General features: G+C 39.3%; 16 protein-coding genes. 2 read left to right on the top strand and 14 right to left on the bottom strand.

Translation table 11 applies throughout. The annotated features are described in order from the left end of the window. Positions 1–172: 172 nt before the first annotated feature. The 7 genes from OK025_RS14870 to OK025_RS14840 all read right to left on the bottom strand — a co-directional run bounded on the left by OK025_RS14870 (position 173) and on the right by OK025_RS14840 (position 9,555). Positions 173–1,246 (bottom strand): SGNH/GDSL hydrolase family protein, encoded by a 1,074-nt coding sequence (locus tag OK025_RS14870; protein WP_317664860.1) that lies wholly within the window; start codon positions 1,244–1,246, stop codon positions 173–175. Between the two features lie 65 nt (positions 1,247–1,311). Next, on the bottom strand, positions 1,312–2,193 hold the full coding sequence (locus tag OK025_RS14865) for an endonuclease/exonuclease/phosphatase family protein (RefSeq protein WP_317664859.1): 882 nt from the start codon (positions 2,191–2,193) through the stop codon (positions 1,312–1,314). A gap of 11 nt (positions 2,194–2,204) precedes the next feature. Continuing rightward, positions 2,205–3,956 carry a RagB/SusD family nutrient uptake outer membrane protein gene (locus OK025_RS14860; RefSeq protein WP_317664857.1) on the bottom strand — a complete coding sequence of 584 codons (1,752 nt, stop codon included), beginning with the start codon at positions 3,954–3,956 and terminating at the stop codon, positions 2,205–2,207. Between the two features lie 34 nt (positions 3,957–3,990). Continuing rightward, the gene (locus tag OK025_RS14855) at positions 3,991–6,858 is read right to left on the bottom strand and encodes a SusC/RagA family TonB-linked outer membrane protein (protein ID WP_317669774.1); all 2,868 of its coding nucleotides are present in this window, start codon (positions 6,856–6,858) and stop codon (positions 3,991–3,993) included. Next, positions 6,859–7,530, bottom strand: coding sequence for an STN domain-containing protein (locus OK025_RS14850; protein WP_317664856.1), 672 nt, complete (start codon positions 7,528–7,530; stop codon positions 6,859–6,861). A 177-nt stretch (positions 7,531–7,707) separates the two neighbouring features. Beyond that, positions 7,708–8,916 carry a FecR family protein gene (locus tag OK025_RS14845; protein ID WP_317664855.1) on the bottom strand — a complete coding sequence of 403 codons (1,209 nt, stop codon included), beginning with the start codon at positions 8,914–8,916 and terminating at the stop codon, positions 7,708–7,710. Between the two features lie 54 nt (positions 8,917–8,970). After that, positions 8,971–9,555 carry an RNA polymerase sigma factor gene (locus tag OK025_RS14840; RefSeq protein ID WP_317664854.1) on the bottom strand — a complete coding sequence of 195 codons (585 nt, stop codon included), beginning with the start codon at positions 9,553–9,555 and terminating at the stop codon, positions 8,971–8,973. A gap of 307 nt (positions 9,556–9,862) precedes the next feature. Here OK025_RS14840 and OK025_RS14835 point away from each other — a divergent pair, with 307 nt between their 5' ends. Beyond that, the gene (locus tag OK025_RS14835; RefSeq protein WP_317664853.1) at positions 9,863–10,582 is read left to right on the top strand and encodes a hypothetical protein; all 720 of its coding nucleotides are present in this window, start codon (positions 9,863–9,865) and stop codon (positions 10,580–10,582) included. Between the two features lie 141 nt (positions 10,583–10,723). On the opposite strand, the gene OK025_RS14830 is transcribed toward OK025_RS14835, so the two are convergent. From OK025_RS14830 to OK025_RS14800, 7 genes are all read right to left on the bottom strand, one after another. After that, on the bottom strand, positions 10,724–13,246 hold the full coding sequence (locus OK025_RS14830; RefSeq protein ID WP_317664851.1) for a glycoside hydrolase family 2 TIM barrel-domain containing protein: 2,523 nt from the start codon (positions 13,244–13,246) through the stop codon (positions 10,724–10,726). A 112-nt stretch (positions 13,247–13,358) separates the two neighbouring features. Next, positions 13,359–14,876 (bottom strand): alpha-L-fucosidase, encoded by a 1,518-nt coding sequence (locus OK025_RS14825; RefSeq protein ID WP_317664849.1) that lies wholly within the window; start codon positions 14,874–14,876, stop codon positions 13,359–13,361. An 85-nt stretch (positions 14,877–14,961) separates the two neighbouring features. Next, positions 14,962–16,953 carry a RagB/SusD family nutrient uptake outer membrane protein gene (locus OK025_RS14820; RefSeq protein ID WP_317664848.1) on the bottom strand — a complete coding sequence of 664 codons (1,992 nt, stop codon included), beginning with the start codon at positions 16,951–16,953 and terminating at the stop codon, positions 14,962–14,964. 10 nt (positions 16,954–16,963) lie between these two features. After that, a complete protein-coding gene (locus OK025_RS14815; protein WP_317664846.1) occupies positions 16,964–20,470 on the bottom strand; it encodes a TonB-dependent receptor in 3,507 nt (1,168 codons plus the stop codon). An 85-nt stretch (positions 20,471–20,555) separates the two neighbouring features. Further along, the gene (locus OK025_RS14810; protein ID WP_317664844.1) at positions 20,556–21,536 is read right to left on the bottom strand and encodes a FecR family protein; all 981 of its coding nucleotides are present in this window, start codon (positions 21,534–21,536) and stop codon (positions 20,556–20,558) included. Between the two features lie 73 nt (positions 21,537–21,609). Next, entirely contained in the window at positions 21,610–22,170 is a 561-nt protein-coding gene (locus OK025_RS14805) for an RNA polymerase sigma-70 factor (RefSeq protein WP_317664842.1), read from the bottom strand. Between the two features lie 295 nt (positions 22,171–22,465). Continuing rightward, positions 22,466–23,017 carry a putative glycolipid-binding domain-containing protein gene (locus tag OK025_RS14800; RefSeq protein WP_317664840.1) on the bottom strand — a complete coding sequence of 184 codons (552 nt, stop codon included), beginning with the start codon at positions 23,015–23,017 and terminating at the stop codon, positions 22,466–22,468. A 425-nt stretch (positions 23,018–23,442) separates the two neighbouring features. On the opposite strand from OK025_RS14800, the gene OK025_RS14795 reads away from it, so the two are divergent. After that, a complete protein-coding gene (locus OK025_RS14795) occupies positions 23,443–24,009 on the top strand; it encodes a fasciclin domain-containing protein (protein WP_411567673.1) in 567 nt (188 codons plus the stop codon). Positions 24,010–24,021: the final 12 nt, after the last annotated feature.

The following is a 24,021-nucleotide window of genomic DNA, read 5'->3' as shown; positions in this document are numbered from 1 at the left end:
ACAAACCGGGGGATTCGAAGTAAAAGAATAAGGGCTTCAGATATAAAGTATAGCTGAAGCCCTTATTTGTACGTCGCAATTTTAATAAATTTCCAAACCGTACAATAGTGCAGATTCCTTTGACTATGGCATTAGAGGTTCTATTCCAAAGTAAAATCTATGATGCCATTATCTAATCATTAAGAATTGTCCCAACTTTAGCACCAATTATTTTTAGCATCCTTTCAAATCCGACATCCGTCGGATGGGTACCGTCCACGGTTCCTTCCGAATCATCGCCTATTAAATGATCGGTTGGCAAGTAGTACAAGTCTTTATATCCTGCTTGCAGCAGTTTTTCATATTGTAACCTAAAATTCTTATTCTGCTCAGTCAATCTTGATTTCCACTTCAAATTGTAATTGCTTATCTGCCGTGTAATACTTTCTATTAACAATATAGGTACATGCGGATGAGATTTACGAAGCCGCGCTACAAAATTAAAGGTTCTTTCTTTCACCTCCTCGGGACTACTATTTGGTACACAATCCAAAATGAACAAATCAACAGTACCGATATCACCGAGCATATCTGCGACAGCCGGCTCCATACGGGCATTTCCGCTCACTCCCATATTAATCACATTAGCATTTAATCTCCGTCCTAATTGAGCCGGATAAGCTAAGCCTGGACGGCTTGCTGAGGCTCCATGGACAATACTAGACCCATAAACCACCACCGTTTTATTAAAAGATTGTCTAGTGGCTAAAAAGGAAGCTTTCTCATCAATAATCACCTCAAAATCCAATAATTCTTTGTACAAAGGAAAATAAAGAAGAAATTCTTTCTCGGTGTTGGCCATATCTTCGACCACTATAGCATTACTTTCTGCTTTCTTGAGATCGGGACGGGCCACCCCGGCAAAACGCCAACTGTTTGCTTCCTTCACATATGCATCAAATCCCCGTGACATAATTGGGGTCGAATTATTACCCAATTCCGCATCGACTGTTTTCCATCTCAGGGATAGTTTACGGGTATTACTCTTAAAAGTGACAAACATTCCAGTAGCGTGTGTATACAATTTCTTTACGGCAGCAGGAAGGCTTTTATACTTTAATGTGTCTACACGGTGATATCTAGGGGTATTTTCAAAAGGCTTTCCTTGAATCTCAAATTTAGATGCAGGAATAATTTGTTGCGCATAGCTAGAAAATGAACTACAAATAAGGATGATAAAGAGAAGCGTATTGATCTTTTTTTTCATTGCACTTTAAATTAATGATGAACAAAAATCGTAATAAAATTCGCTCCCATAGGGGGCGAATTTTATTATTTACTGAGCTTAAGCTCTATAAATGTTGGGTAATGATCAGAAATATAATGTGTATATTCATTTTTGACAATACCGCTTTTGGTAACCCGTGAGGCTGCTACTGAATTGGCCCAAATAAAATCAATACGTTTAGGATGACCTGTATTCTTTTGTTTGATATTCCCATTACCATCCTTAAAAGTCGGAACAGAACTTTCAAACTCCTTATGTAACAAACGATAGGTATCTTTAAATCCTGCTTCATGCAGTTTCCCCAATACAGAATAATCGATCGCTCCATTGTGCAAGTTACGGATGTGATCATGTTTTTGCTCACTTTGCTTCATAGCGTCCAAAACTTCCTTTCCATATTTGTCCTTATCCGATATATCCAGAGAATTAAAATCACCCATGATCAGTATCGGCTCGTTACTCGGGATCTCATTGACTTGCGCCAAGATATCGGTCACTTCCTTCAATCGCTTCTCATAACTGAATGGCGAAAAATGAATGACAAAAAAGTGTACACCTTTAATTTTCGCATAGATGTAGCTATGCCACATATTTTCAGTGACCTTCCTAAAATTGACCAAAGGATACTTGGAAGTAATGGCCACAGGAAATCCATCTTCCTTAGATTGTAAAACATAGTTGTGACCGATACGCTGTCCCAATTGTTCCAGTGTCTTTTGCGTATATCCATTCATTTCTTCAAGGGCAATCACATCCGGTTTCCAGTCCTCAGCAAAGTTTACAAACCGATCGATATTGACCGAATCTTTCTTTAATCCATAAAGGACATTATACGAGACAATCTTTAATGTTTCCTGCGCATTTGCAATACACACATTCGCAGCCACAATGACGGCAATAACAAATAAATTTTTATAATTTTTCATTTTCTTTTTCTTTAAGTACCTGATTTATCCCAACCTTTATTTTGTTCGAGCTTAGTATTTAACTGTAGTTCTTGTGTCGGGATTGGATAGTAGTAATCTTTTTCCTCTGTCCATTTTTTGAGGATGTCCGGCAAATTGACAATACGGCCGCCATTTTTTCCTTTTTCCAAAACCAGTTCACCTAGTTTCTGATATTGGACACCAGGTTTTTTGGTAGGCGCAGTGCCTTCGTAAATCACCAAGTCCAATTTACCATCTTGATCCAAATCGTATTCGCCTGCTCCAGGAAAATACATACCATAAAATGGTTTAGCAACTTTCGCTCCTTCTTTCCAGCGTAACAGGTCATTGTAGCGCAGACCTTCTTTTACAAGCTCGATACGACGCTCTCGGCGAATTTCCAAGATTGCCCCTGTTTGGCCACTCTTACTAACATTGGGATAAGCAGCCAAAAGATAGGGATCAGCTTTGGAATTGGCATCGGCCAACACCAAATTGGGCATATTGACGCGATCCCGAAGTAATTTAATGGATCTGTCAATATCATTCTGATTGATTGTACCCAATTCGGCCTTTGCTTCGGCATAGTTAAGCAATACTTCTGCATAACGGATAATGGGCATATCATTGGTGCTTTGCCCAGCATCAAAGCCTTGTGAAAGAATATACTTAATATATTGATAACCTGTTACTGATGTTGCAAAATCAGGAACTGATGTTGTATTCGCGCCAATACGCCTGTAGCCAGGTGTGCGAACCGTCTGCGATAGCCGCGGATCGCGATTCTGCGTTTCTTCGTAAAACGATAGTTTATCAAAGTTAGGCTTGTCGGTAAATCGGCTTCCATCTTTCATCAAGTAATTATTCACAAGCTCTTTAACCATCCCCGGACGGCCGTAAGAAGCGGACAAAATATAGAAATTCGCAGAATGGACAAAAGGAACAGATGCGCTATACTGCCGCGCCAAGATCATTTCTGTAGGATTGGCATCTTCTGCAATGAACAGCTCCTGATAGGCTTTATTTGGGTCACTTTTGTAGATACTGTAGGTATTGGACTTCATCAACTCGTCGGCGGCAGACACACTTTGCTGAAGCATGTCTTCCCAATCGCCCAAACCATGGTATTTGCGAAATGTACCCTCGAATAAACACATGCGGGATTTAAAAGCCAAAGCGGTCCACTTGCTGATCAATTGAGCGCTTTTGGCTGTACTGCAATTGGCGATAGCAAAATCAAGATCTTCGAGTAATTTAGCAAAAACAACTTTACGTGAATCTCTAGGTTTGAACATCGCAGGATCATCCAGCTGATTTACTTTGTCATACCATGGTACGTCACCAAAGCGAACGATCTTGTCGTAATAAAAATATGCACGAAAAAATCGAGCAATACCATCATACTGCAACCGTGCTGCCTCATCTGCACATTTGTGCGAATTTTCAAGATAGAAATTTATACGGCGAAGGGATGTCCATGTCCATCCTCCTCCACTTGCTGGAGTAGTACGGGTGCCCTGAAACTCAGAAGCGAGCGTATTACGTGCTTCGTCATCACCCTGACCCGGTGTATTGTAATGTATGGCCAGCGCATCAGGAAGATCTGCATAAAAACCATTTGTAAAGGTCTGCAACTCGGACGCGGTCCGAAAATAGTTTTCAGGAGCCAACTCGGCTATGGGATATCGTTCCAGATAGTCGTTGTTGCAGGAGCTAACCACAAGTCCAACAATAAGTGTAAAAATATTAAGATTTCTTTTCATGATGTTTTCATTTTAAATAATCGTCCTGTATAAATTAAAACGATAGCTGAGCTCCAAAAGAATAGACGCGACCTACAGGATAACTCCGCCCCGTATTATCGCTCATTACTTGTTCGGGATCGATGTAATCGGTCTTCAACTTCGTCCAGGTATGTAGGTTTTCTCCACTGAAGAACAGACGTAGCTTATTAATCTTTGCCTTTTGAGTAAGTGTGACTGGAAATGTATAACCTACAGTCAGATTACGCAGCTTTAGGTAAGCTATATCTTGCATATACATATCGTTGGCGACAGAAAGTTCAGAGTTTTGTGCTGTATAGCCGCGTAAAAAAGGGAAATAAGCATCAGGATTTTCTGGCGACCATATCTTATCCTGAAAGTTCGACGGAATAAATGAATCGTATGGTCTGGCATAAACGGACCAAAAAGCTTGTGCTTCAAGATTAGGATACCAGTTTTGCTTCCCTACTCCCTGAAAAAAGGCGGAAAGATCAATGCCATTCCAATTCGCTCCTAGGTTTAACCCATAGGAGTAACGCGGTTGATCATTTCCGATAACGGTACGATCACCAGGATTGGAAAGCGTATTATCGCCAGCATCAATGATACCATCGCCATTGAGATCCAAGATTTTGATATCACCTGCCTGAAGCATACGCAAGTCTGCTGTGGGAGCCTGAACACGACGCCTATTGATCTGATCTTGATTGACGATTTTCGCATACTCCTGTGCTTCTTCGGTTGTCTTAAAAAATCCGTCGTAATGATACCCCCATATTTCGCCCAATTTTTGTCCTGTATAATAATTGCTCAATAGCCCGGCATCGTTGGCAAACTTGGTAATTTCAGCCTGATAATCTGACAGCATTGCCCTAACGGAATAATTAAAAGGTTTTCCGCTTACATCAAAATGGTCCTTCCATAAAAGGGAAAGCTCAAAACCTTTGGTCTTGAGGTCGGCTGCATTCTCCTTGGGTTCAGATGCACCAAATACAGCCGGCTGAGTTTTGCCTTTACTCAGCATACCCTTTGTCTGCCGGACATAAAAATCAGATTGAAAATCGAGCTTATTATTGAATAAACTAAAGTCCAGACCTAAATTGCTGGTGGTAATTTTTTCCCAAGTCAATGTGGGCGCTACCGGCGCGGGACTATTGGCAACATTTAACTTTTGACCATTGACTAAATAGGAGATCTGACCTGTACCCATGGATGAAATATAAGCATAGGTATCCACCTCCTGGTTACCAAGTGAGCCGTACGAATATCTAATCTTCAGATTATTGATCTTGTTTTTCAGTGGAGCGAAGAACTTCTCCTCGCTGATACGCCAGCCTGTAGAAAAGGATGGAAAGAATCCAAAACGACTGTGCTTTGGAAAACGTGAGGTACCATCGTATCGACCACTTACCTCCAGCAAGTATTTGCCTTTGTAATCGTAATTGGCACGATAGAACCCTCCACGTACTGCCCACTCATCGCCACCTGCCTCAAACTGCTTCTCCCCGATCACCAAATCAAGATCATTCAAATTCTCAGACAATAGATCCTGACCAATTCCTCCAATACGCTTATAAAAACGGTCCTCTTGATTAAAACCACCCATCACGGTAAGGTGGTGATCGCCAAAATCTTTTTGGTAAGTAGCAAAAACATTGATAAAATGCCAAGCATATTTACCCATATTTTCCCGAAGCTTATCCTGATTTAAAGCTCCGAGTGAGGACAATTCGAGCTGTCCCGGATATTTCGAATAGTACTGTTTGGTCTGTCGGTAGGAATAGTCAGAACGATATTCACGATAGGAATAGTTTCCTGTTAAGGATAGACCTTTTCCCAATTTCAAAACCGCTTCTGTCATATTGGTAAATTCTGTGCCCCGCGTATAGCCACGCATTGTGCCGCTTTCGAGCGCGTTGTGAAGGCCGTACCCAATAGGATAACTATTGATACCCGAATACCCCGTAAGTGTGCCATCCGGATTTCGCGGCACGTACATCGCATGATAATGGTAGGTCGGACTATTGCTCACGTTGTTGGCAACGGTGCTGAAATTATTTTCCAGTCCGGCCCAATCATAGCTGGATTTGAAAAAATGTGTGCTATTGCTGATGGTCAGCCAGCTTCGGATATCTGACGCGATATTTGCACGTAGATTATAACGTCCAAATTTATCGGGATCAATATTGAATATCCCTTGTTCACTCGCCTTGGAACCAGATATTGCATAACGTGTATTGCCAGAAGATCCAGAAAAAGAAAGATTATGCTCGTTTTTTGGCCTTGTTTTTTTGTACAAATAATTGAACCAATCGAAGTTGGCATAGTAACGATATATGTCATTGCCACTAGCATCTTTCTTAACCACAACCCAGGGTCTATCCGGATTTTCAGTCTTATCGTTAACACGTGCAAGTAATTCTTCATAATCCTCATCGGTATAACGCGTGGTCCGATACCCTAATGCGTTGTACATAGCGTCATCGTTGATCTTCGCATTCCAATAACCACTTGTTATGAAATCAGTATTTGTGGCATGGGTAGTGAAACCAATATTATTATTATATTCAATGGAGGTCTTTCCATTTTTACCCCCTTTTTTTGTTGTGACCAAAACAACACCGAAGGCACCACGCGCTCCATAAACAGCCGCTGCGGAAGCATCTTTAAGCACCGTTACAGACTCAACATCATTGGGATTGATACGATCCAAGGTACCTAGAATACCATCAATCAAAATCAATGGACCACCACCGTTAATGGATGTATTTCCCCTCACATTGACTGAACCACTTGTACCGGGTTTTCCTGATCCAAAGACAATGTTGAGATTGGGAATATTGCCCTGAAGTGCTTGGGTAAGCTGTGTGACAGGACGATCTTCAAACTCCTTACCCGATATTTAGCTCACCGCCCCGGTTAGGTTAACTTTTTTCTGTTCACCATAACCTACCACTACAACCTCATCCATCGCTGTGATAACCGTATTGAGGCTAACTTGAATCTCATTTTGTCCATTTACATTTACCTCCTTGGACTGATAGCCTAGCATTGAAAACACAAGCTGATCATTGTTTGATTTAAGGCGGATCTCAAATCTGCCATTGTCGTCGGTAGTTGTTCTATTGTCAGTCCCTTTTTCCGTTATTGTAACATTACTAATTGGATTGCCCTTTGCATCTACCACTTTTCCCCCTACGCGACGCTGTTGAAGGATAAGCGTATTATTGAGACCTGGAACATTTCGATTCCACGGGATTCCCGCTGCTGTTGAAGCTGGCTTGCTTAATACGACATTATTGTCCATAATCTTATAGACGATCTGATAGTTTGCAAGCACATCCTTCAATGCATATTCGAAAGGTACATTTTTGTAATCGACATCGATACGCTTGGCATTGCTTAGCAGAGTAGCTTTATACAGAATATTGTAACCGCTCTGTTCTTCTAAAACCTTTAATATGGTTTCGAGTTTAGCATTTTTCTTTTGGAAATTGACTCCTTGCCCAAATGTAATTGCACTCAACTGGAGGTTAGAGGCCAGCAACAAGGGAATCGCTAATGACATTTTCATAGCAAATTCTTTTTTGGCAGAGATCCTACTTTTAGGCAAAGGATCTCCATACCGTTTTTTTTTGTACTTTTGCATACGGTTGTAATGGTTTTTAAGTCTATTAAATCTTTTTCAGCCTGGTCTTTTCGAAGACAAATTCAGGGGCGGTCGTAACGCTCCTGAACTCTTCTTTATGGGTTATCTTTTCACATAAATTTTCCTCCCTTTCAATTCAAAATGAATATCTCCGACTAGTTCGATCGTACGGAGTAGTTTGTCGATATTATCATATCTTGACACTGTGCCCGAGAAAGCAAAGTTTTCGGGATGATAATCAAAGTGGACTTCCACGTCATACCATCTACTGATAATTTCCATGACTTCGTCAATAGGTGTATTATAAAAAGCAAATTTTCCTTCTTTCCAGGCAATGTAATAGCGCGGGTCAACAGCCGTCTTTAGAAACTTTTTGCTCGTAAATTGAAACACGGCTTGCTCAGCAGGACTTAAGTAGAGGTTGTCCTGTGGGCTATCTTGAACATTTAATTTCACCTTGCCTTCCACCAAAGTTGTCACAATCGATTTGCCATAATTTTGAAGGTTAAATGCTGTCCCTAAAACTTCCAATTTCTGATTACCTGCATGAACAATAAAGGGCACCCGTCTTCCTTGATAGACCTGTTTAGCAACCTCAAAATAAGCTTCACCCTGCAATTGTACTTTCCTTTCATCACCGTTAAAACTAATTGGATAACGCAGTGTAGTGGCGGCATTTAGCCAAATCTTTGTGCCATCTGCCAATAGTAGCTTATATTCTCCACCTCGTGGCGTAACGATTGTATTGTACGCTGTCTGCAGATTGCTAGTCCCTGAGCTTTTCAGACGATAGGATATAATACCTTTGTCGGATTTGATAATTTCAAACGCGCCATTATCTATGATCGTATCCAATTTCAATTTTTCGAGATCTATACGCTCGCCACTTTCTAAAATTATTTCGGCTTTTTGGGATCCGGGAACTACCGTAGGTAGATTGCTGACCATTGCCCGGTCATCCGGTCTATTTTCTCGTATAAAGAAGAAGATCGAAGCAGATATACCAACTAGCAACAATATAGCTGCGATACTAACATACTTTATAATGTGATTTGATGATTTCTTTATAATTGGACTGGAAACAACTTGGTCTTTTATTCTTTCGTCTTCAATGATTGTCTTAAAAAGATTATCGTGCGCAATTTGATTGTCAGGAGACTGCTCTATCTCTCCCTCTTCCATAAGCTGTTGCCACGCACTCAAAAAATCCGGATCATTGAGATAATTGGCAAAATTTTGCTTTACACGCTCGTCTAATGTTTTTGCCAAAAATTGGCTGATAATAATCTTATATGCTTCTACTTTGGACATCCTTATCTATTGTACGCTATAATATTATTCGTACAACTAGGATCGATGAACTAGTCAAAAGATATTTTTTATTAAAAAAAGGATTAAAAGTAAGCCATCAAGTTTCAAACGTACAAACTGGCATGCTGCTACAAGATGGTTGCGTACGGTATTTTTGGAAATACCAATTTCTTCGGAAATTTCTGAATAACTCATTTCCTCTATTTTGCTCTTATGAAATACAAGTTTTTGCTGTGGCGGTAAGCAGGATACAATCGTCTTGAGCATTCTATCTAAATCTTTATGAGCGATCGTCCGCTCTAATTCATCACTCAATTCATCCCATTCTGCTAATTGTGATACTTGATATTTTTGTCTAGACAGCTCTTTTCGAAACAAAGTGATGGCCGTTCGCTTTGCTACTAAAAATAAAAATGGAAAGATAGCTTCCGCAGAGGGGATTGAATTGCGTTTTAGAAAAAGTTGCACAAAAATCTCTTGCATAACCTCCTCCACGTCTAATTCGGAAGAACATACACGACGTACCTTGTGATACATCAAAGGCCTATAAAAATCAAAAATCTTTTTAAAAACCTTCTCGTCTCCCAATTTAAAGCGATTAAACTCATCAAGACTCAATGGAACTGCATTTAAATCCATGGTTATATTTTCCCTAGGTTACACTTGGTCTAAGCAACAAAACTTATATTAAATCTATATAAATGCAAGGTTATTTCAAAATGAAATATGAGTATCCCAAAATTTCAGTCAGTTTTCAACAGGGCTACTACCCAACAAAGCGATCTATAGGCCATTCTTCCACAAAAGTTTATTCACAACCGACACTATATATCTGGAAAACGTAATACCAGGATTTCAAATAGAGATGGAAGCCATCGGTAATGAGCTCTATATTTTGCCATGTTAGATTCTTTTCTGTAAATTCAAAAACCAGTAAAGTCATATCATGGAGCTAGTTGTAAAAATATTTCAGATCTGTATTATTTTAATACTTTTGTTAGGATCTCGAAACTGGGCATTGGCAAAAGCTACCGCAATAACATTGTCAACGGATTCATTAATCGTACTGCATTTTCAAACGAATGACTCGCTGGTTTACAGCCGGGAGAATTTTGACACTATTTTAAGTAATCATCCTGAATTTCTATTTAAAGAGACATTTGATCCTACATGGAGCTATCACCTCCAACACGATATGGAGTTCAATAGCGAAGCTGGACAGGATAATTATTGTATGCTCTATTCCTACTTCTTAATGCAGGTAAATGGTGAGCATAAATATACTACACAGCGCAAAAGATTAGTTCAGCTATTTTCAAAAATAAATGAATTATTTGTATTAATTGAACATGGAGGTTCGTACTATGGACATCAGCATAAAAGGCTCCTGGCGGAAGTAGAATATGCGATCTACCTAATGCCAAAAGATAAGAGCGAGTTTCGAAAAACATACGCTATCAATAAACAAAGACAGCTATATATTCAGGGGCTAAGACAGCTTGTAGCTGATGAAACAGCAAATAATAACGAGATTGAACCTCAGCGAAAATTAAGTCAAATCAAACTGCTAAACAAAGTTATAGACGACATAAATCAGCTCGTTACAGACAATTTCTATTTGAGGAGGGCGCAATATTTTCAAAGTAATTATTATGAATATTACTAAACAACAGCCAAATGTTGTATAATAAAAGAGTTTCAATGTCAAAAAAAATCTGTCTCAACAGTTGAGCTTTTTTTATAGGGTATTAATCCAACTTCTGATTAGAGACTTTAACCTGAACAATGTCAGACTTAGCATCATATTTTACCTCGCTATTATTTTGATACTTGCTTTCTTCAATCCCTTTCCCTCTACCTCAACTATAATATCCCCCGCAGACTCTCTGCTCTCAACCAGAAAAACCAATTGACCGTTAAAGCACTTCATGATGGGTTTCTGAAATGATTCCAAACTTGTTGGATCTCCATTCGCCACAGCCTTAAATGCCCCCTGCCCTTTTACCTTGAATTTTAATTCTCGGTCTTCGCTTGTCACTATATTCCCCTGTTTATCAACGAGCGTAGCTGTAATAAAAGCAATATCTTTTCCATTTGCTTTCAATTGTTTCCGATCAACGTCTAATCGTATAGTATATAGCTTACCTGCAGTCTTTACACTATCTCTTGCAGCTATACTCCCCAAAGAATCATAGGCAACTACCGTAACCGTGCCCGGTTCGTATTTAGTATTCATCCACATCAAACGATAGCGCTTCTGACGCATAAAATCATTTTGTGCTTTTTTATCCTTAGAATTTTCCAAGGTAACGTCAAAATCTTTCCTTTGAACTCCTTGACTTTTTCCATTGATAAAAATTTCGGCTGCAGGGTAATCTGTATAAACAAAAATTGGCGTTTTCTGCCCTTCGCGTCCCTTCCAGTTCCAATGAGGAAGAATATGAAGTGTATGCGATTCCTGGTTCCAATGGCTTCGATAAAGATAATATCGATCTTTAGGAATACCGGCAAGATCTACAATACCGAACAAAGAACTATGACTTGGCCAATCTGTATAGTAAGGTGTTGGTTCGCCCAAATAATCGAACCCTGTCCACACAAATTCACCCATTGCGTAAGGTAGATCGTCATGTTGGATAAAGTTATCTTCAGGCAAATCCGACCATGAACAATGCTCCACATCATAACTCGAAGCCTGATGGTCGTCATATTTTGCCATCGATTTTCTTTCGACGGGAAATTTATAAATGCCTCGAGAACTCAAAGTGGACGCAGTTTCTGTACCAAGAATCAACTGCTGTTGCAACTTTTCATACGCTTCGGGGTATTTAAATGGGCGATAATTAAAGCCTGCCACATCCATCGTTGAGGCAAAGCTACTATTTATGACCGCATCAGGGTTGTCCATCCCCTGGGTAACAGGGCGAGATGGATCCTCACGATGGCAAATATCTTGCAGATACCGCGCCACCTTTGATCCATCAGGACTTCCTTGTTCGGGTACTTCATTTCCAATACACCACATCACAACGCTTGGATTATTGCGGTAATGCCGTATCAGATTGACAAGATCTTTTTCGGCCCAATCGTTAAAATATTGATTGTACCCATTCTTCATTTTGGGAATTTTCCATTCATCAAAACTTTCCGCCATTAGCATAATTCCCATTTCGTCACAGGCTTGTACCAGTTCCGGCGCCGGCATATTATGAGAGGTGCGAATGGCATTAACGCCCATATCTTTCATTATTCGCAACTGCCGCCTAATAGCGGCCTCATTCACGGCTGCTCCCAACGGCCCCAAATCATGATGCAAACACACTCCTTTAAATACGGTCAGCTTTCCATTCAAATAAAACCCCTTATTTGGTACCAGAGCAATGCTTCTGATTCCAAATACTGTTTGATATTTATCGATTAATTTGCCGTTCTGATAGAGCTTGCTGACAGCCTTATATAAATTGGGGGATTGCAATTCCCATAATTGTGGTTTATCAACGAACAATTCCTGCTGGATCTGGTAGTTGCCAATTCGATCATTCTTCTTCGCCACAATCTGTCCATCGCTGTCTATAAGAATAGTCTCTAAGGAAAGAGAATCTTTCGACAGATCTATACCAACTAAATCAGTCCGAACCTGAATTCGAGCGAAATCCTTTGTGATCTCAGGTGTCGTAATATAGGTGCCCCAATTGGCAATACTTGTTTTTTCAGTGATCTCCAATCGAACATTTCGATATAATCCTGCGCCAGGATACCAGCGGGATGACTCAGACTTATTTTCTAATCTTACGGCTACCAAATTTTTACCCGGACTCACATACTCGGAAATATCAAAATAAAAACTATTATAGCCATAAGGCCAATTGCCGACCTTTTTCCCATTAACAAAAACGACAGCATTGCTCATAGCACCATCAAACTGTAAAACCGTGCGCTTATTTTGAACGTTTTGTGGCAATTCAAATTCTTTACGATACCAACCAACGCCAACAAACGGAAGTCCACCAGTCCGACCTGCATGTTCCAATGCTTCCTTTTGTCCATCTTGGGCAATAGCCATATTCTGCTTATCATTGTTGGCACTAAACGGGCCATAAATTGCCCAATCATGCGGAACACGAACAGTCTGCCATTCGCTTGTAATCAATCCGATATCAGCGAAGTTTGGCTGATCATGTTTTGTAAATTTCCATCCATCCTCGAGCATGGTTACTATTCGTTCCTGAGCAAATAAAGTATTGGGTCCAATAGATATTATTGCACACAGTATAAATTTCAGTCCTAGGGTTGAAAAAATGAATAAATAAGATTTAGATTCTTTTTGCATCTATAGCATTTTAAGGTTGAGTTTGTTCAAAAAAACGAGTTAAAGATCCCAAAATACAACTTATGTATAACATAATAAAATTATTCAGGTCTTTTGTGATTGGATTTAAAACTTAAATTATGGTTTGCCATTCAAATACTCCTATTTCATTGAAATAGAGCCCCAACTGTTCTATCTGCGGATTTAGACGAGATTGTAAAATGTTGATTCTTATCTTCTGGGCAATAACTGTTGGAAAAGCTAATAGACGTTTGTTACCGATCGTAGTACCTTTCGACACTTCTTTCCAGACTCCATCTTGCCATACTTCCAAATTAAATCGCTCCACACGCTGGCCTAAAGCAATGCTTTCCTGTAGGGAGAGAACGTTGAACGCGGTTGCCTTAGGCAGGATATATTCAAAAGTTGCTGTGCTGGTTTTTTGATCTTTCGTCGTCCAAAATGGCATTTTTTTCCATTTTTTTAGAACGAGGTCGGTAGTCTGGAGTTTGGCTTTGCTTAAAATGTTATTCGAAAACAATGCTGTTCGCCAGTCGTTCCACTTTTTTAAATTTGCAGCATCTACCGAATGAATCAATCCGGCTGCTGTTGGTGGAATATTAAGCAACAAGACACCATTTTTTCCCACCGAATTAAAATAAATATCCATCAACTTCCCTGGGCTTTTGACTTTGTTATTCTCTTCCTCGTGATAGAACCATCCCGGGCGTATAGAAACATCGGTTTCCGCTGGGTACCAGACCAGCCCTTTTGCTTCTTTGATCCTTTCCCGGCTCCCAAGATCTTTGTTACGCATATCTCCCGCCGGTTTAATATTCATCTGCTGTTGCGATCCAGCAGCTATATGATTTTGCGCTAGGTTACTAGCAGGTACAACTGACCATTCTGTGTCCCGACCATAGCCCGTTTCTGTACCGACCCATCTTACATCGGGTCCCATTACTGCGATAACGGCCTCAGGTTGTTTTTCACGTATAACCTGATAATAACGATTCCAATCGTATTCCTGCTTTTTACCATTCGGTCCCTCTCCGTTAGCACCATCAAACCAAACTTCATCAATCTGACCATATCGGGTCAGTAATTCGCTCAATTGGGCAACAAAAAAATCATTATAAGCTTCTGAACCATAAGAAGCCTCATGTCGATCCCAAGGGGAAAGATATACCCCTAACTTCATATCATATTTTCTACAGGCCGCAGCTAGTTCGCCAAAAACATCTCCTTTTCCCTTTTTGTAAGGAGAATTTTTAACCGAATAGTCTGTTGTATTCGTTTGCCAGAGACAGAAGCCATCGTGATGCTTCGCGGTAAGAATCAAAAGTTTAATTCCACCTTCTTTTGCTGTCCTAACCCATTGTTCTGCATCTAGTTGTGTCGGGTTAAATAATTTTGGATCGTCTTTCCCTTCACCCCATTCCTTATTTGTGAAGGTATTGATCCCGAAATGGAGAAATCCGGTCACTTCCAGCTTTTGCCAATCAAGCTGTCTTTGGGTCGGTATCACGTTGGCTGCCTTGGTTACAATAGCAGATTCTGATTCTCCGGGTTGTAAGGCAATCATATTTTGAGCCGCAGTATCAAATACCGCTGCCAATAATAGTAAAGTAATGATATTAATTTTCTTCATTTTATATCTATAGGACAAAAATAAGATAGCCGGAATAATCTCCGAACTATCTTATCTTCAAAATTTTCGTAAAGGTTCCGACCAATTATTGATTGGCCCCCTGATTGGCAACTAAAGGCCAATTCGGGTTTTGATAGATAATTGAACCAGCTGGACTACCATCTGTCGAAGTTATGCTCAAATGACTTATGGCTATGGGAGACAAATAATGCGCACTGGTCCAACTATAGCCATTTAGAACAAGATTGTTAGCCGAAAGATTAATCCGATAGGGTCTTAGATATTGACTTTCCTGGGGTGAAGACACATTTGCTGTTTTTCCTGCTGTGCCCGGTACGATTAAAGTAGAGACGCCCTTATCTTTGTACCAGTCCTGCATAGGCCCCCACAGCCTCATCCCTTCAATAATGTATGGATTGTTTGCTAGCTGATCAAGCGCCCGCCAACGCCTAAGATCATTAAATCTAAATCCCTCGGCAATAAGTTCCAAACGGCGTTCTCTTCTAATATTATAAAGAATTTTATCGGAAAGTAACTGTCCGGCTGAATATGCAGCGAAGTCACCTTGAGCTTCCTTTTGCATTTCGGTCGCGTTTACGGTTGCCATAAAATCTGTATTTACGCCTGCTCTTTCTCTTATTTTCGTCCAGTAACTGTTGGCTTTTGCATCGATTACTCCCTTTGCAAGATAACTTGCTTCAATATAGTTTAAATAAGCCTCAACAGCACGAAATATAATTGAGCCTGTAGTACCAGTCTGCCCCTCAGCTTGGGCAAAAAGGTAACTCATTCCTTTTTTCAAAGCGTAACCTGTCACGTACCGTGTCTCTGCCAAACCAATAATATCGGGTCTAGGCTCTGTCTGTACAGCACCGGTTGAAGAAGTCTGGTTGGTATAACTCAATTCCCCAGGTGCCTTCATGAATAGCTGTAATCGGTTATCCCGATTTTTTTTGACAAGGCTGATGGAATCGTCGCCTGCATAACCCGAGTTTGAAGCATAAATAGGTAGTCCGTTTTTCATGGTAAAATTTTCCACAAGACCTCTTGAATATCCGGAATTTCCGCCATTTCGATTCATGTAATGATTTACGGCATGGGTAATTCCCAAGGGTGTGGAATAACTCCGCCATAAAAGCACTTCACTGTAGCCATTTAAATTCTCGTCGCCAAACATTTTGAAATAGGGGTTCGAAGATGAATTATAACCATCGTCCTTTGTATTTCCGACAAGTTCGACTGCATCGGCTACCTGAGCGGCGGCTGTCATAGACTGTTCTAAGAAATAATTGATCTCATTATCGATATTGATCGAAAAATTTGGGTGCGATTTTGCACCGGGCCAGCCAGTTCCACCAGGGACGAAAGCAGTTCCTTTATGGTATTTTAGCCAAGAGCCTTCAAATAACCCTACACGAGATTTAAAAAGTAAAGCGGCCTTTTTTGAAATACGGTTCTTCCCGTCAGGAGCTACATCGTTCAATAATGTAATTGCCGAATCCAAATCAGAAAGAATAAATCGAACCACCATATTTCTAGGTTGTCGAATGGAAGCAGCCGTCAGCTCTTCCATATTATCTTTAAGTGTATTTCGAACAATCGGAAAATCACCAAGCGCCTGCACTTTATTAAAATATTCATACGCTCTCAAAAAATAGGCTTCACCCACATAATGAGTTATATTTGCTGAATTGCCCGTTAACTTACCGTTCTTCCATTTTGGGAGTACCTGTTCAAGAAAATAGTTCAACTGCCTAATCTGAGTAAAATCCCAATCACCGCCCGAACTCGGCACACGCCATTCTCCAGGTACCCAACGTGTCGAATAACTTGAAGTCACCTGGTTGTCTGTACCGTTATCGTTAGCAAATGTACCAAGGCCCCAGCCAGAATGGGATGGAAAGGCATAACGGCCAACCGTGTATGCGGCCAAATCTGCTTCGGTATTTAAATATTCCTGCGGTGTTACATTGGATAAGGGTTCTCTATCCAAATACTTATTGCAGGAATGCAATGTGAACAACACGGTCATCGATAACAACCAAGAAATTGTGGAAAAATAATATGTCGTTTTCATATATATCGGTTTAAAAATTCAAGTTAAGGCCAAAAGAATAAGTCGTCGAAAATGGATATGTTTTTCCATCATTCCACCCTCCAAGTCCAACGGTTTCCGGATCAAAAACCTTAGCCATTTTGGTAAAAGTCAACAAATTCTCACCTGATGCATAAATACGAATTTTAGAAAATCCTATCTTGCCCAATAGTTGTGGAGAAAACGTATATCCAAATTGAGCATTCTTTAAACGTAAATAAGCAGCATTCTGTAAATATTTAGTTTGTGTTTGCTGATTTTTTGAAGTGTTAAAATAAGGTCTCGGTAAATAGGAATCTTTATTAACACCTAAAACACCGTTCTGTACCATCGTGGAATTCTCATCGCGGTAGAAGTCCATATTCTCAACAAAACCAGCGGATTGCCACATCCCGCCATTCGCCCCCCAAAAATATGGCCCATTGGGCATATAATCGCGTTTTCCAACACCTTGCAAGAAAATCCCTAAATCGAATCCGCTATAATTGAAATTTAAATCAAAACTATAACGATAGCGTGGGGCCGAATTTCCTATAATTGCAAGATCCCCTGGGTTCGCCAAGGTATTGGCTCCATTATTAACCTGACCGTCTCCGTTGAGATCAGCATACATAATGTCCCCAGCTTGCCAGTTTGTCCCGAAAGACTGTTTGGTTTTAGCGAGGTGGGCAGCCATTTCTTCTCCGCTCTGTGCTATTCCTAAAGTTTGATATCCCCAGATCTCTCCATTCTTGCGACCATCGTACCAGGTACTCAGCGTACCTGTAGGATTAGGATATTTGGTGACTGTCTGACGATCATCGGAAAGGACAGCTCTAGCGCTGTAATTCAATTTACCAATATGATCTTTCCAATTTAACTCAATTTCGAAGCCTTTGGAATTCATCTCGGCATTGTTTAAACGCGGCACAGCTGTACCCAAAATAACAGGAAGCTCTGGTGCTGGTCCTATCATATCGAATGTATTCCGACGATAGACTTCAAGAGATAAACCTAAACGATTGGAAAGTGCCCGCAGATCTAATCCCACATTCCAGCTTGAGACACGTTCCCAGGTCAAGGTAGAGGCAATAAGCCCAGGGGCACTGGCCGTATTTGTTTTTTGTCCATTCAAAAGCCAGGTACCATTAGCTATACTAACGGGCATTGTTGCATAAAAAGGATACCAATTGTCCGTATATTGGTTTCCCAGCTCGCCGTAGGAACCACGCAATTTAAACATGGAAACATGCTCCTTAATAGGCCAAAATGACTCATTCGCTATATTCCATCCAGCGGAAACTGAGGGGAAGAGATTCCAGCGCAAGTCTCTTGGAAAACGTGACGAACCGTCGTATCGTCCGTTAGCCTCAAAAAGATACCTATCTTTGTAGCTATAGTTTAATCGTCCAAAAAAACCAGCAGTAGCCCAATGTTGATACCCCCCAGAAGCCCTGGGATTGGTGGTGGCAGTATTCAATGTCGGAACATTATCTGTGATCAGATCGCTCATGCTTCCATTAAGATCTCTATACTTATTGAGCTCTGAATTGAAACCAGCCAAAATTTTGAAATGATGATCAGCGTTGATGTCAAAGGAATAATCTGAAAAGAAATTTGTACTGAAATATTCGTCTTTGCGATTGTATTCCGAAACATTGGTATATCCAGCAGCATTGTACCCTACCGCAACAGGAAATGGATTTCCTTTTGCATCATTTGAATAAGCTCTCAAAATTTCGGCATGGTCATTTTGACTTGTAATACGATAATTGACATTTCCTGTTATATTCCAATTTTTGATTGGCTGATAATGCAATTGTAGCTGCTGATAAAGAAAATCTTTCTGAAATTTAGAACGTCCTCCTTGCTGGAGCTGCAATATTTCACTTGGTTCGGAATAATTTCCATTTGGGTCGTACAAAGGTATCGTAGGCCATCTTCTCGCTATATTATGATAATATAAATCATTCATATGGCTTGCTTTTTCGTAGTCTTCACGTACAAAACGCGTATTGTACATGAGGTCTACCTTATCGCTAATCTTTGCATTGATTTTTGTAGCTATCGAATATCGTTGAAAATTGTCATTAGCAAACCTGTTCAAGCCATTTTGATCCATGTAATTTGCTGAACTATAAAAATTTAGCTTTTCAGTACCGCCATTCAAACTGAGCGTGTGTTCATGGGAAGTTGTAAAATCCCTGTAAAACTCTTTAAACCAGTTTGTATTCCCATTAGACCCTGTATAGTATTGAAATCTGTCACTCGTATTTGGGGTAGTCGTCGTTTCTATTTCTCCTCTTTGATAAGCTTCAATTCGTTCCAATACTTCCTGAGAAAATTTTGCACCTTCACCATCGTTTGCTGCCACTTCGTTGAAATAATACGCAAATGTTTTGGAATCTAACATCGTGGGTAGCCCCCTTGGCTTACCCAATCTTATATTATTGTTATAATTTGCTGTTATCTTACCCGATTTTCCAGATTTTGTTGTAATGAGGATAACTCCAAAAGGTGCCCTTGACCCGTAAATAGCAGAAGCTGCTGCATCTTTAAGTACGGTGATATTTTCAATATCCTGAGGATTTAGCGCATTCATATTGCCTTCCATCCCATCAATTAAAACCAAAACTGATGAACTCGACCCTACGCCTATCGTCCCCGCACCACGGATATTGACGCTTAGATTTTGATTTAGTTCACCCCCCAGTCCGGTTGTCTGCAAATTCAGCCCAGGAATCATGCCTTGCAGGGCCTGTCCAACATTCTGCACAGGTCTTGACTCTAACTCTTTACCGTCAAGAGACGAAACCGCACCAGTCAAATTTGCCTTCTTTTGTGTTCCGTACCCTACTACAACGACTTCTTCCAACGCCCTATCCTGACTGGACATTGTCAACATCATTGGGTTGCGACTCGCATTTTCGCTTAAAGAAGCATACCCCACATAGGAAAAATCCAAAATGGATTTTTCATTTGCTACTTTTAAAGTAAATGTTCCGTCTTCTGCTGTCAATACAGTATTTGACGTACCTCTTTCTGTCACGGTCACACCCGCAATTGGTTTTCCCGATGCATTTAAAACTGTACCTTTAATCTCTATCTTTTCTGATTTCCGATCTGGGATATTTTTAAAACTAGCCCTTTCCTGCGGTTTAACAATAATAGTCTTGCCTTCAATCACAAAATCTAGATCCTGCTCCGTGAGCGCTTTTTTCAACACTAACCTCAAATCCAATTTGGAACCAGAATAAGAGATTAATTTTTTGTTTTGCAAAATATCAGAATCATAAATAATCTGATATCCCGTTTGTTTACGTATCTCTTTTAGTACTTCTGTTAAGGTGGCATTTTTTAGATTAAGGTTTAATTCTTGTGCCTTGGCTAAGGGAAGGCTTTGGAGAGCTATCAAACCGAGGATAGTTCCTATTTTTGACGATCGCTTTAAAAAAGTTAAAGCAGATTTGTCCCGAACAAACCCAAATTTGTTTTTTCTCAGGTGAAATTTTTTATTCATATTTTTAGGCTTTATTGTAAAAGGGGCATTATTCCCATTCTTACAATAAAGAGTCTCCCAAACGCGATTACCCTAAAAACTTTTTTTAAAAAATTAATTCATGACCTTTTAACGTGATGTTCAATTTGCCTGATTTTTTTATGAGATCCAAAATCTCAGAAAACGAGCGATCTCTTTTAAGAAAAAGTGTAAAATTCCGATTGGGAACTTTATTGGGATCAAAATGAATTGGATAGATATTAGCAAGATCTGAGAGAATATAGCGCAAGCTTTTATTTTCATAATACAAATTACCATCTTTCCACGACGTATAATCTTCGGTTATAGCAGTTGTTTTATCAATAGATCCATGATCATCCAGCATGGCCATCTCTCCAGGAACAAGCAACTTGTTTTTTCCTGATTTAATACTTTTTAAAGCTATACTTCCTTCTGTTAATACAGTCTGCTCGGCTCCTTCACGAGACAAAACATTAAACTTTGTACCTAATACAGCTATCCGCTGTTTATCTGTCAGAACAATAAACTCCTGTTTAATATCAGCCTGCTGTTTCTTAGCAACCTCAAAAAAGGCTTCCCCTTTTAAAGTTAAAATCCGATTTTTTAAAAAATCGCCTTTGTAACTCAGCTCAGAATTAGAATTGAGAAATACTATAGTTCCATCTTTTAACAAAACCTTATACAATCCACCGACCCCAACGCGCAGAACAACATCATCAAATTCGGAGGTTGATGATTCGGTCGGTTCAATAATCAACATATCTTTCTTTTTACTGACTTTGAAAGGTTTGTTTTTATTATTCTCCCATTCAGCAAGGGACATGGGCCTTGATCCTGAAATTGTGATATCTCCAGCTGAAATATCCGCATAAATATGCTCGGCTTTTTTGGAGGACAGATCAAAGGAACGAGAATAAAAAATATATAAGCTAACAGAACAAATAGATAAAACAAAAAATAGGATAGCACCATTCAACAAACGCTTTTTACGTTTCTTTCTACTAATCGTTGTTAGAATACGATCAAAAGTATGTTTTTTTATATCTTCTCTATCGTTTATGGGCATATGCTTATAATACGGTTGAACTTGAAAGATTTTAATTTGTTAATATGACAAAATAACGAAAAGGTAAATATTATTATAAGGCTTTTCGTAATTTATTCAAGACCTTAGATATATGATATTCGACAGATTTGATACTAAGGTTCATTTTTTTTGCAATTTGTCTGTAGGATAAATCATCTTCGCGACTCATGATAAAAATTGCCCTTGTTTTGACAGGAAGTCTCTCTAGTAAGCCATCAAGCTGATCAGAAAGTTCTTTATACGAAAGCTCATCATGCTCAATCGCTATATCTAACAACAGGTGTTCCTCTACTTCATTTAACCGACGTAATTTCCCCAGCAGCTTAAAACATCTATTTTTTGTACAAATGAATAAATAGTCTTTTAACGATGACTCGATGTTTAATCTTTTATGACGGGCCCACAACTCAGTAAAGACATCATGTAAAACATCTTGTGCTAGTGATTCTTCCTTCATCAATCGTAAAGCAAAGGTATAGAGGCCATCCCAGTAAAAATTATATACTAAGGAAAATGCTTGCATATCTCCGTCTTTTAGACAGCGCAAAATTTTGTGCTCTATTTGACTTTCCACTTGATTCGATTCCATATCGGTAATTAAATTGTTCTTCAATGGTTAGCAGATGTTTAAGACTAATTGGTTAGATTATGAAAAATGCCAACAATATTATGTATTACATAAGTACAATATTAACATTTTTTTATAAATGTATAAAATGATCTATAAAATTTTTAAATAAAAACCAATCCGAATTTTGCTTTAGCATCATAGTGATATGCCATTTACAAGGAATCGCAGAACAAGACCTGTTCTTAGGGTGCTATTGGATGCAGGGATTTTAAGCGTTGAACATCTCTGCAATTAAAATAAATTACTGGCTGAGAATTTAGGGATTGTTTTATCTTCCCTAATCTTCCAAAACTAATTCAAATAGACCGGGATAGCTCTTTACAATGCCTTTCTGGTCGACTGTGATCGACGAGGAAAATACGGTATCAAGATTATCGTACAGATATTCATCCTTCTTTTTTCTGCTATAAAGCTGTTTGACTGGCTTTATTTCATTTTCAAGAATGTTGATGTATATGACATCAATAGACTTTGATTGCCCTATATCCAGTAACAGATTATTGATTGGCAATGTATTTGTAAAAGGAGTAACTGAGATATCGATAAAGAGAAATTCATTGAACTCCGGTCTAGGAATTCCATTGATCGACCATAAACCTGCAGCGTTTGTCCCGATAATTAAATTTTTGTGCCCTCCAATTTCTGTTTTTATTTCAAATTCCTGTATGCACCAATTTCTGTCTATTTTTAAAACATAATCTACATTATAAATACGGTTCAAATAGTTGCCAATGATAGACGATTTTACATAATAGGCATCATTTTTCAGTTCTATCGTGCAATCTTCCCAGGATTTATAAACCAAGCCTCTCCAGATAATCTTTCTCATTTCGATCTATGAATTACAGTTTGCGGTCTTATTTCTGAACATTTCTTTGAATGATTTTTTTTAAGATTGATTCCCTTTCCCAATACCGTTGCGAACCGGTTCTAAAAGTCATTTATGTAATTAAGCAGTTATTGTACCAGTTATTTCCCAAATCTAAATAAAAGGTGAATGTTATATAAATACCGGCCTTCATCGGTATCCCATCAATCGTCATCCAACTCCTTTAGCGAATCATCGTTTAAAGTTAAGTTCGATTAATCTTCAAGAGAGGGACCTAGCAACCTATTTATATTAATGCAATTTAGCCTATAATGACATGATTTATATACGAATAACAAATTTTGTTCTTCACTGCAATCCAACTTTTCGATTTCATCGTAAGTGATCATATAAAGCTTTTAAATAACAGATAAAAAATAAAGATCATGAAAATTAAATCAATCTTATGGGCGGCTGCCACTGCAGCAACATTATTGGGAAGCACCTACATGGGTCAGGCTCAAACAAAGGAAAAAACTGTTATGGTAGGTGGTGCACCGATGTATCCTTCCAAAAACATTATTGAGAATGCAGTCAATTCCAAGGATCACACTACGTTGGTTGCTGCAGTAAAAGCTGCTGGCCTTGTAGAAACCTTACAGGGGCCTGGTCCCTTTACTGTTTTAGCCCCTACAAATAACGCCTTTTCTAAAGTACCCAAAGAGGCCCTAAATAACTTAATGCTTCCAGAAAACAAGGCCCAATTAACATCAATATTGACCTACCACGTGATTCCTGGAAAATGGAGTGCCGCACAGATCACCAAAGCGATTAAGGATGGTAAAGGAACCTATGTAACCAAATCAGTCCAAGGTGGAAACCTTACTTTTTGGATGAAAGGGAACGATGTATATGTAAAAGACGCAAAAGGTAATAGCGCAAAAGTAACAGTTGCGGACGTCAATCAATCCAATGGGGTTATTCATGTGATAGATGCTGTATTGATGCCCTAAATATTGTTGCCA

It is taken from the genome of Sphingobacterium sp. UGAL515B_05 (assembly GCF_033097525.1).
In the GTDB taxonomy this organism is placed as follows: domain Bacteria; phylum Bacteroidota; class Bacteroidia; order Sphingobacteriales; family Sphingobacteriaceae; genus Sphingobacterium.
Note: the sequence above shows the minus strand (reverse complement) of the source record. Positions and strands in the feature narration are given on the sequence as shown.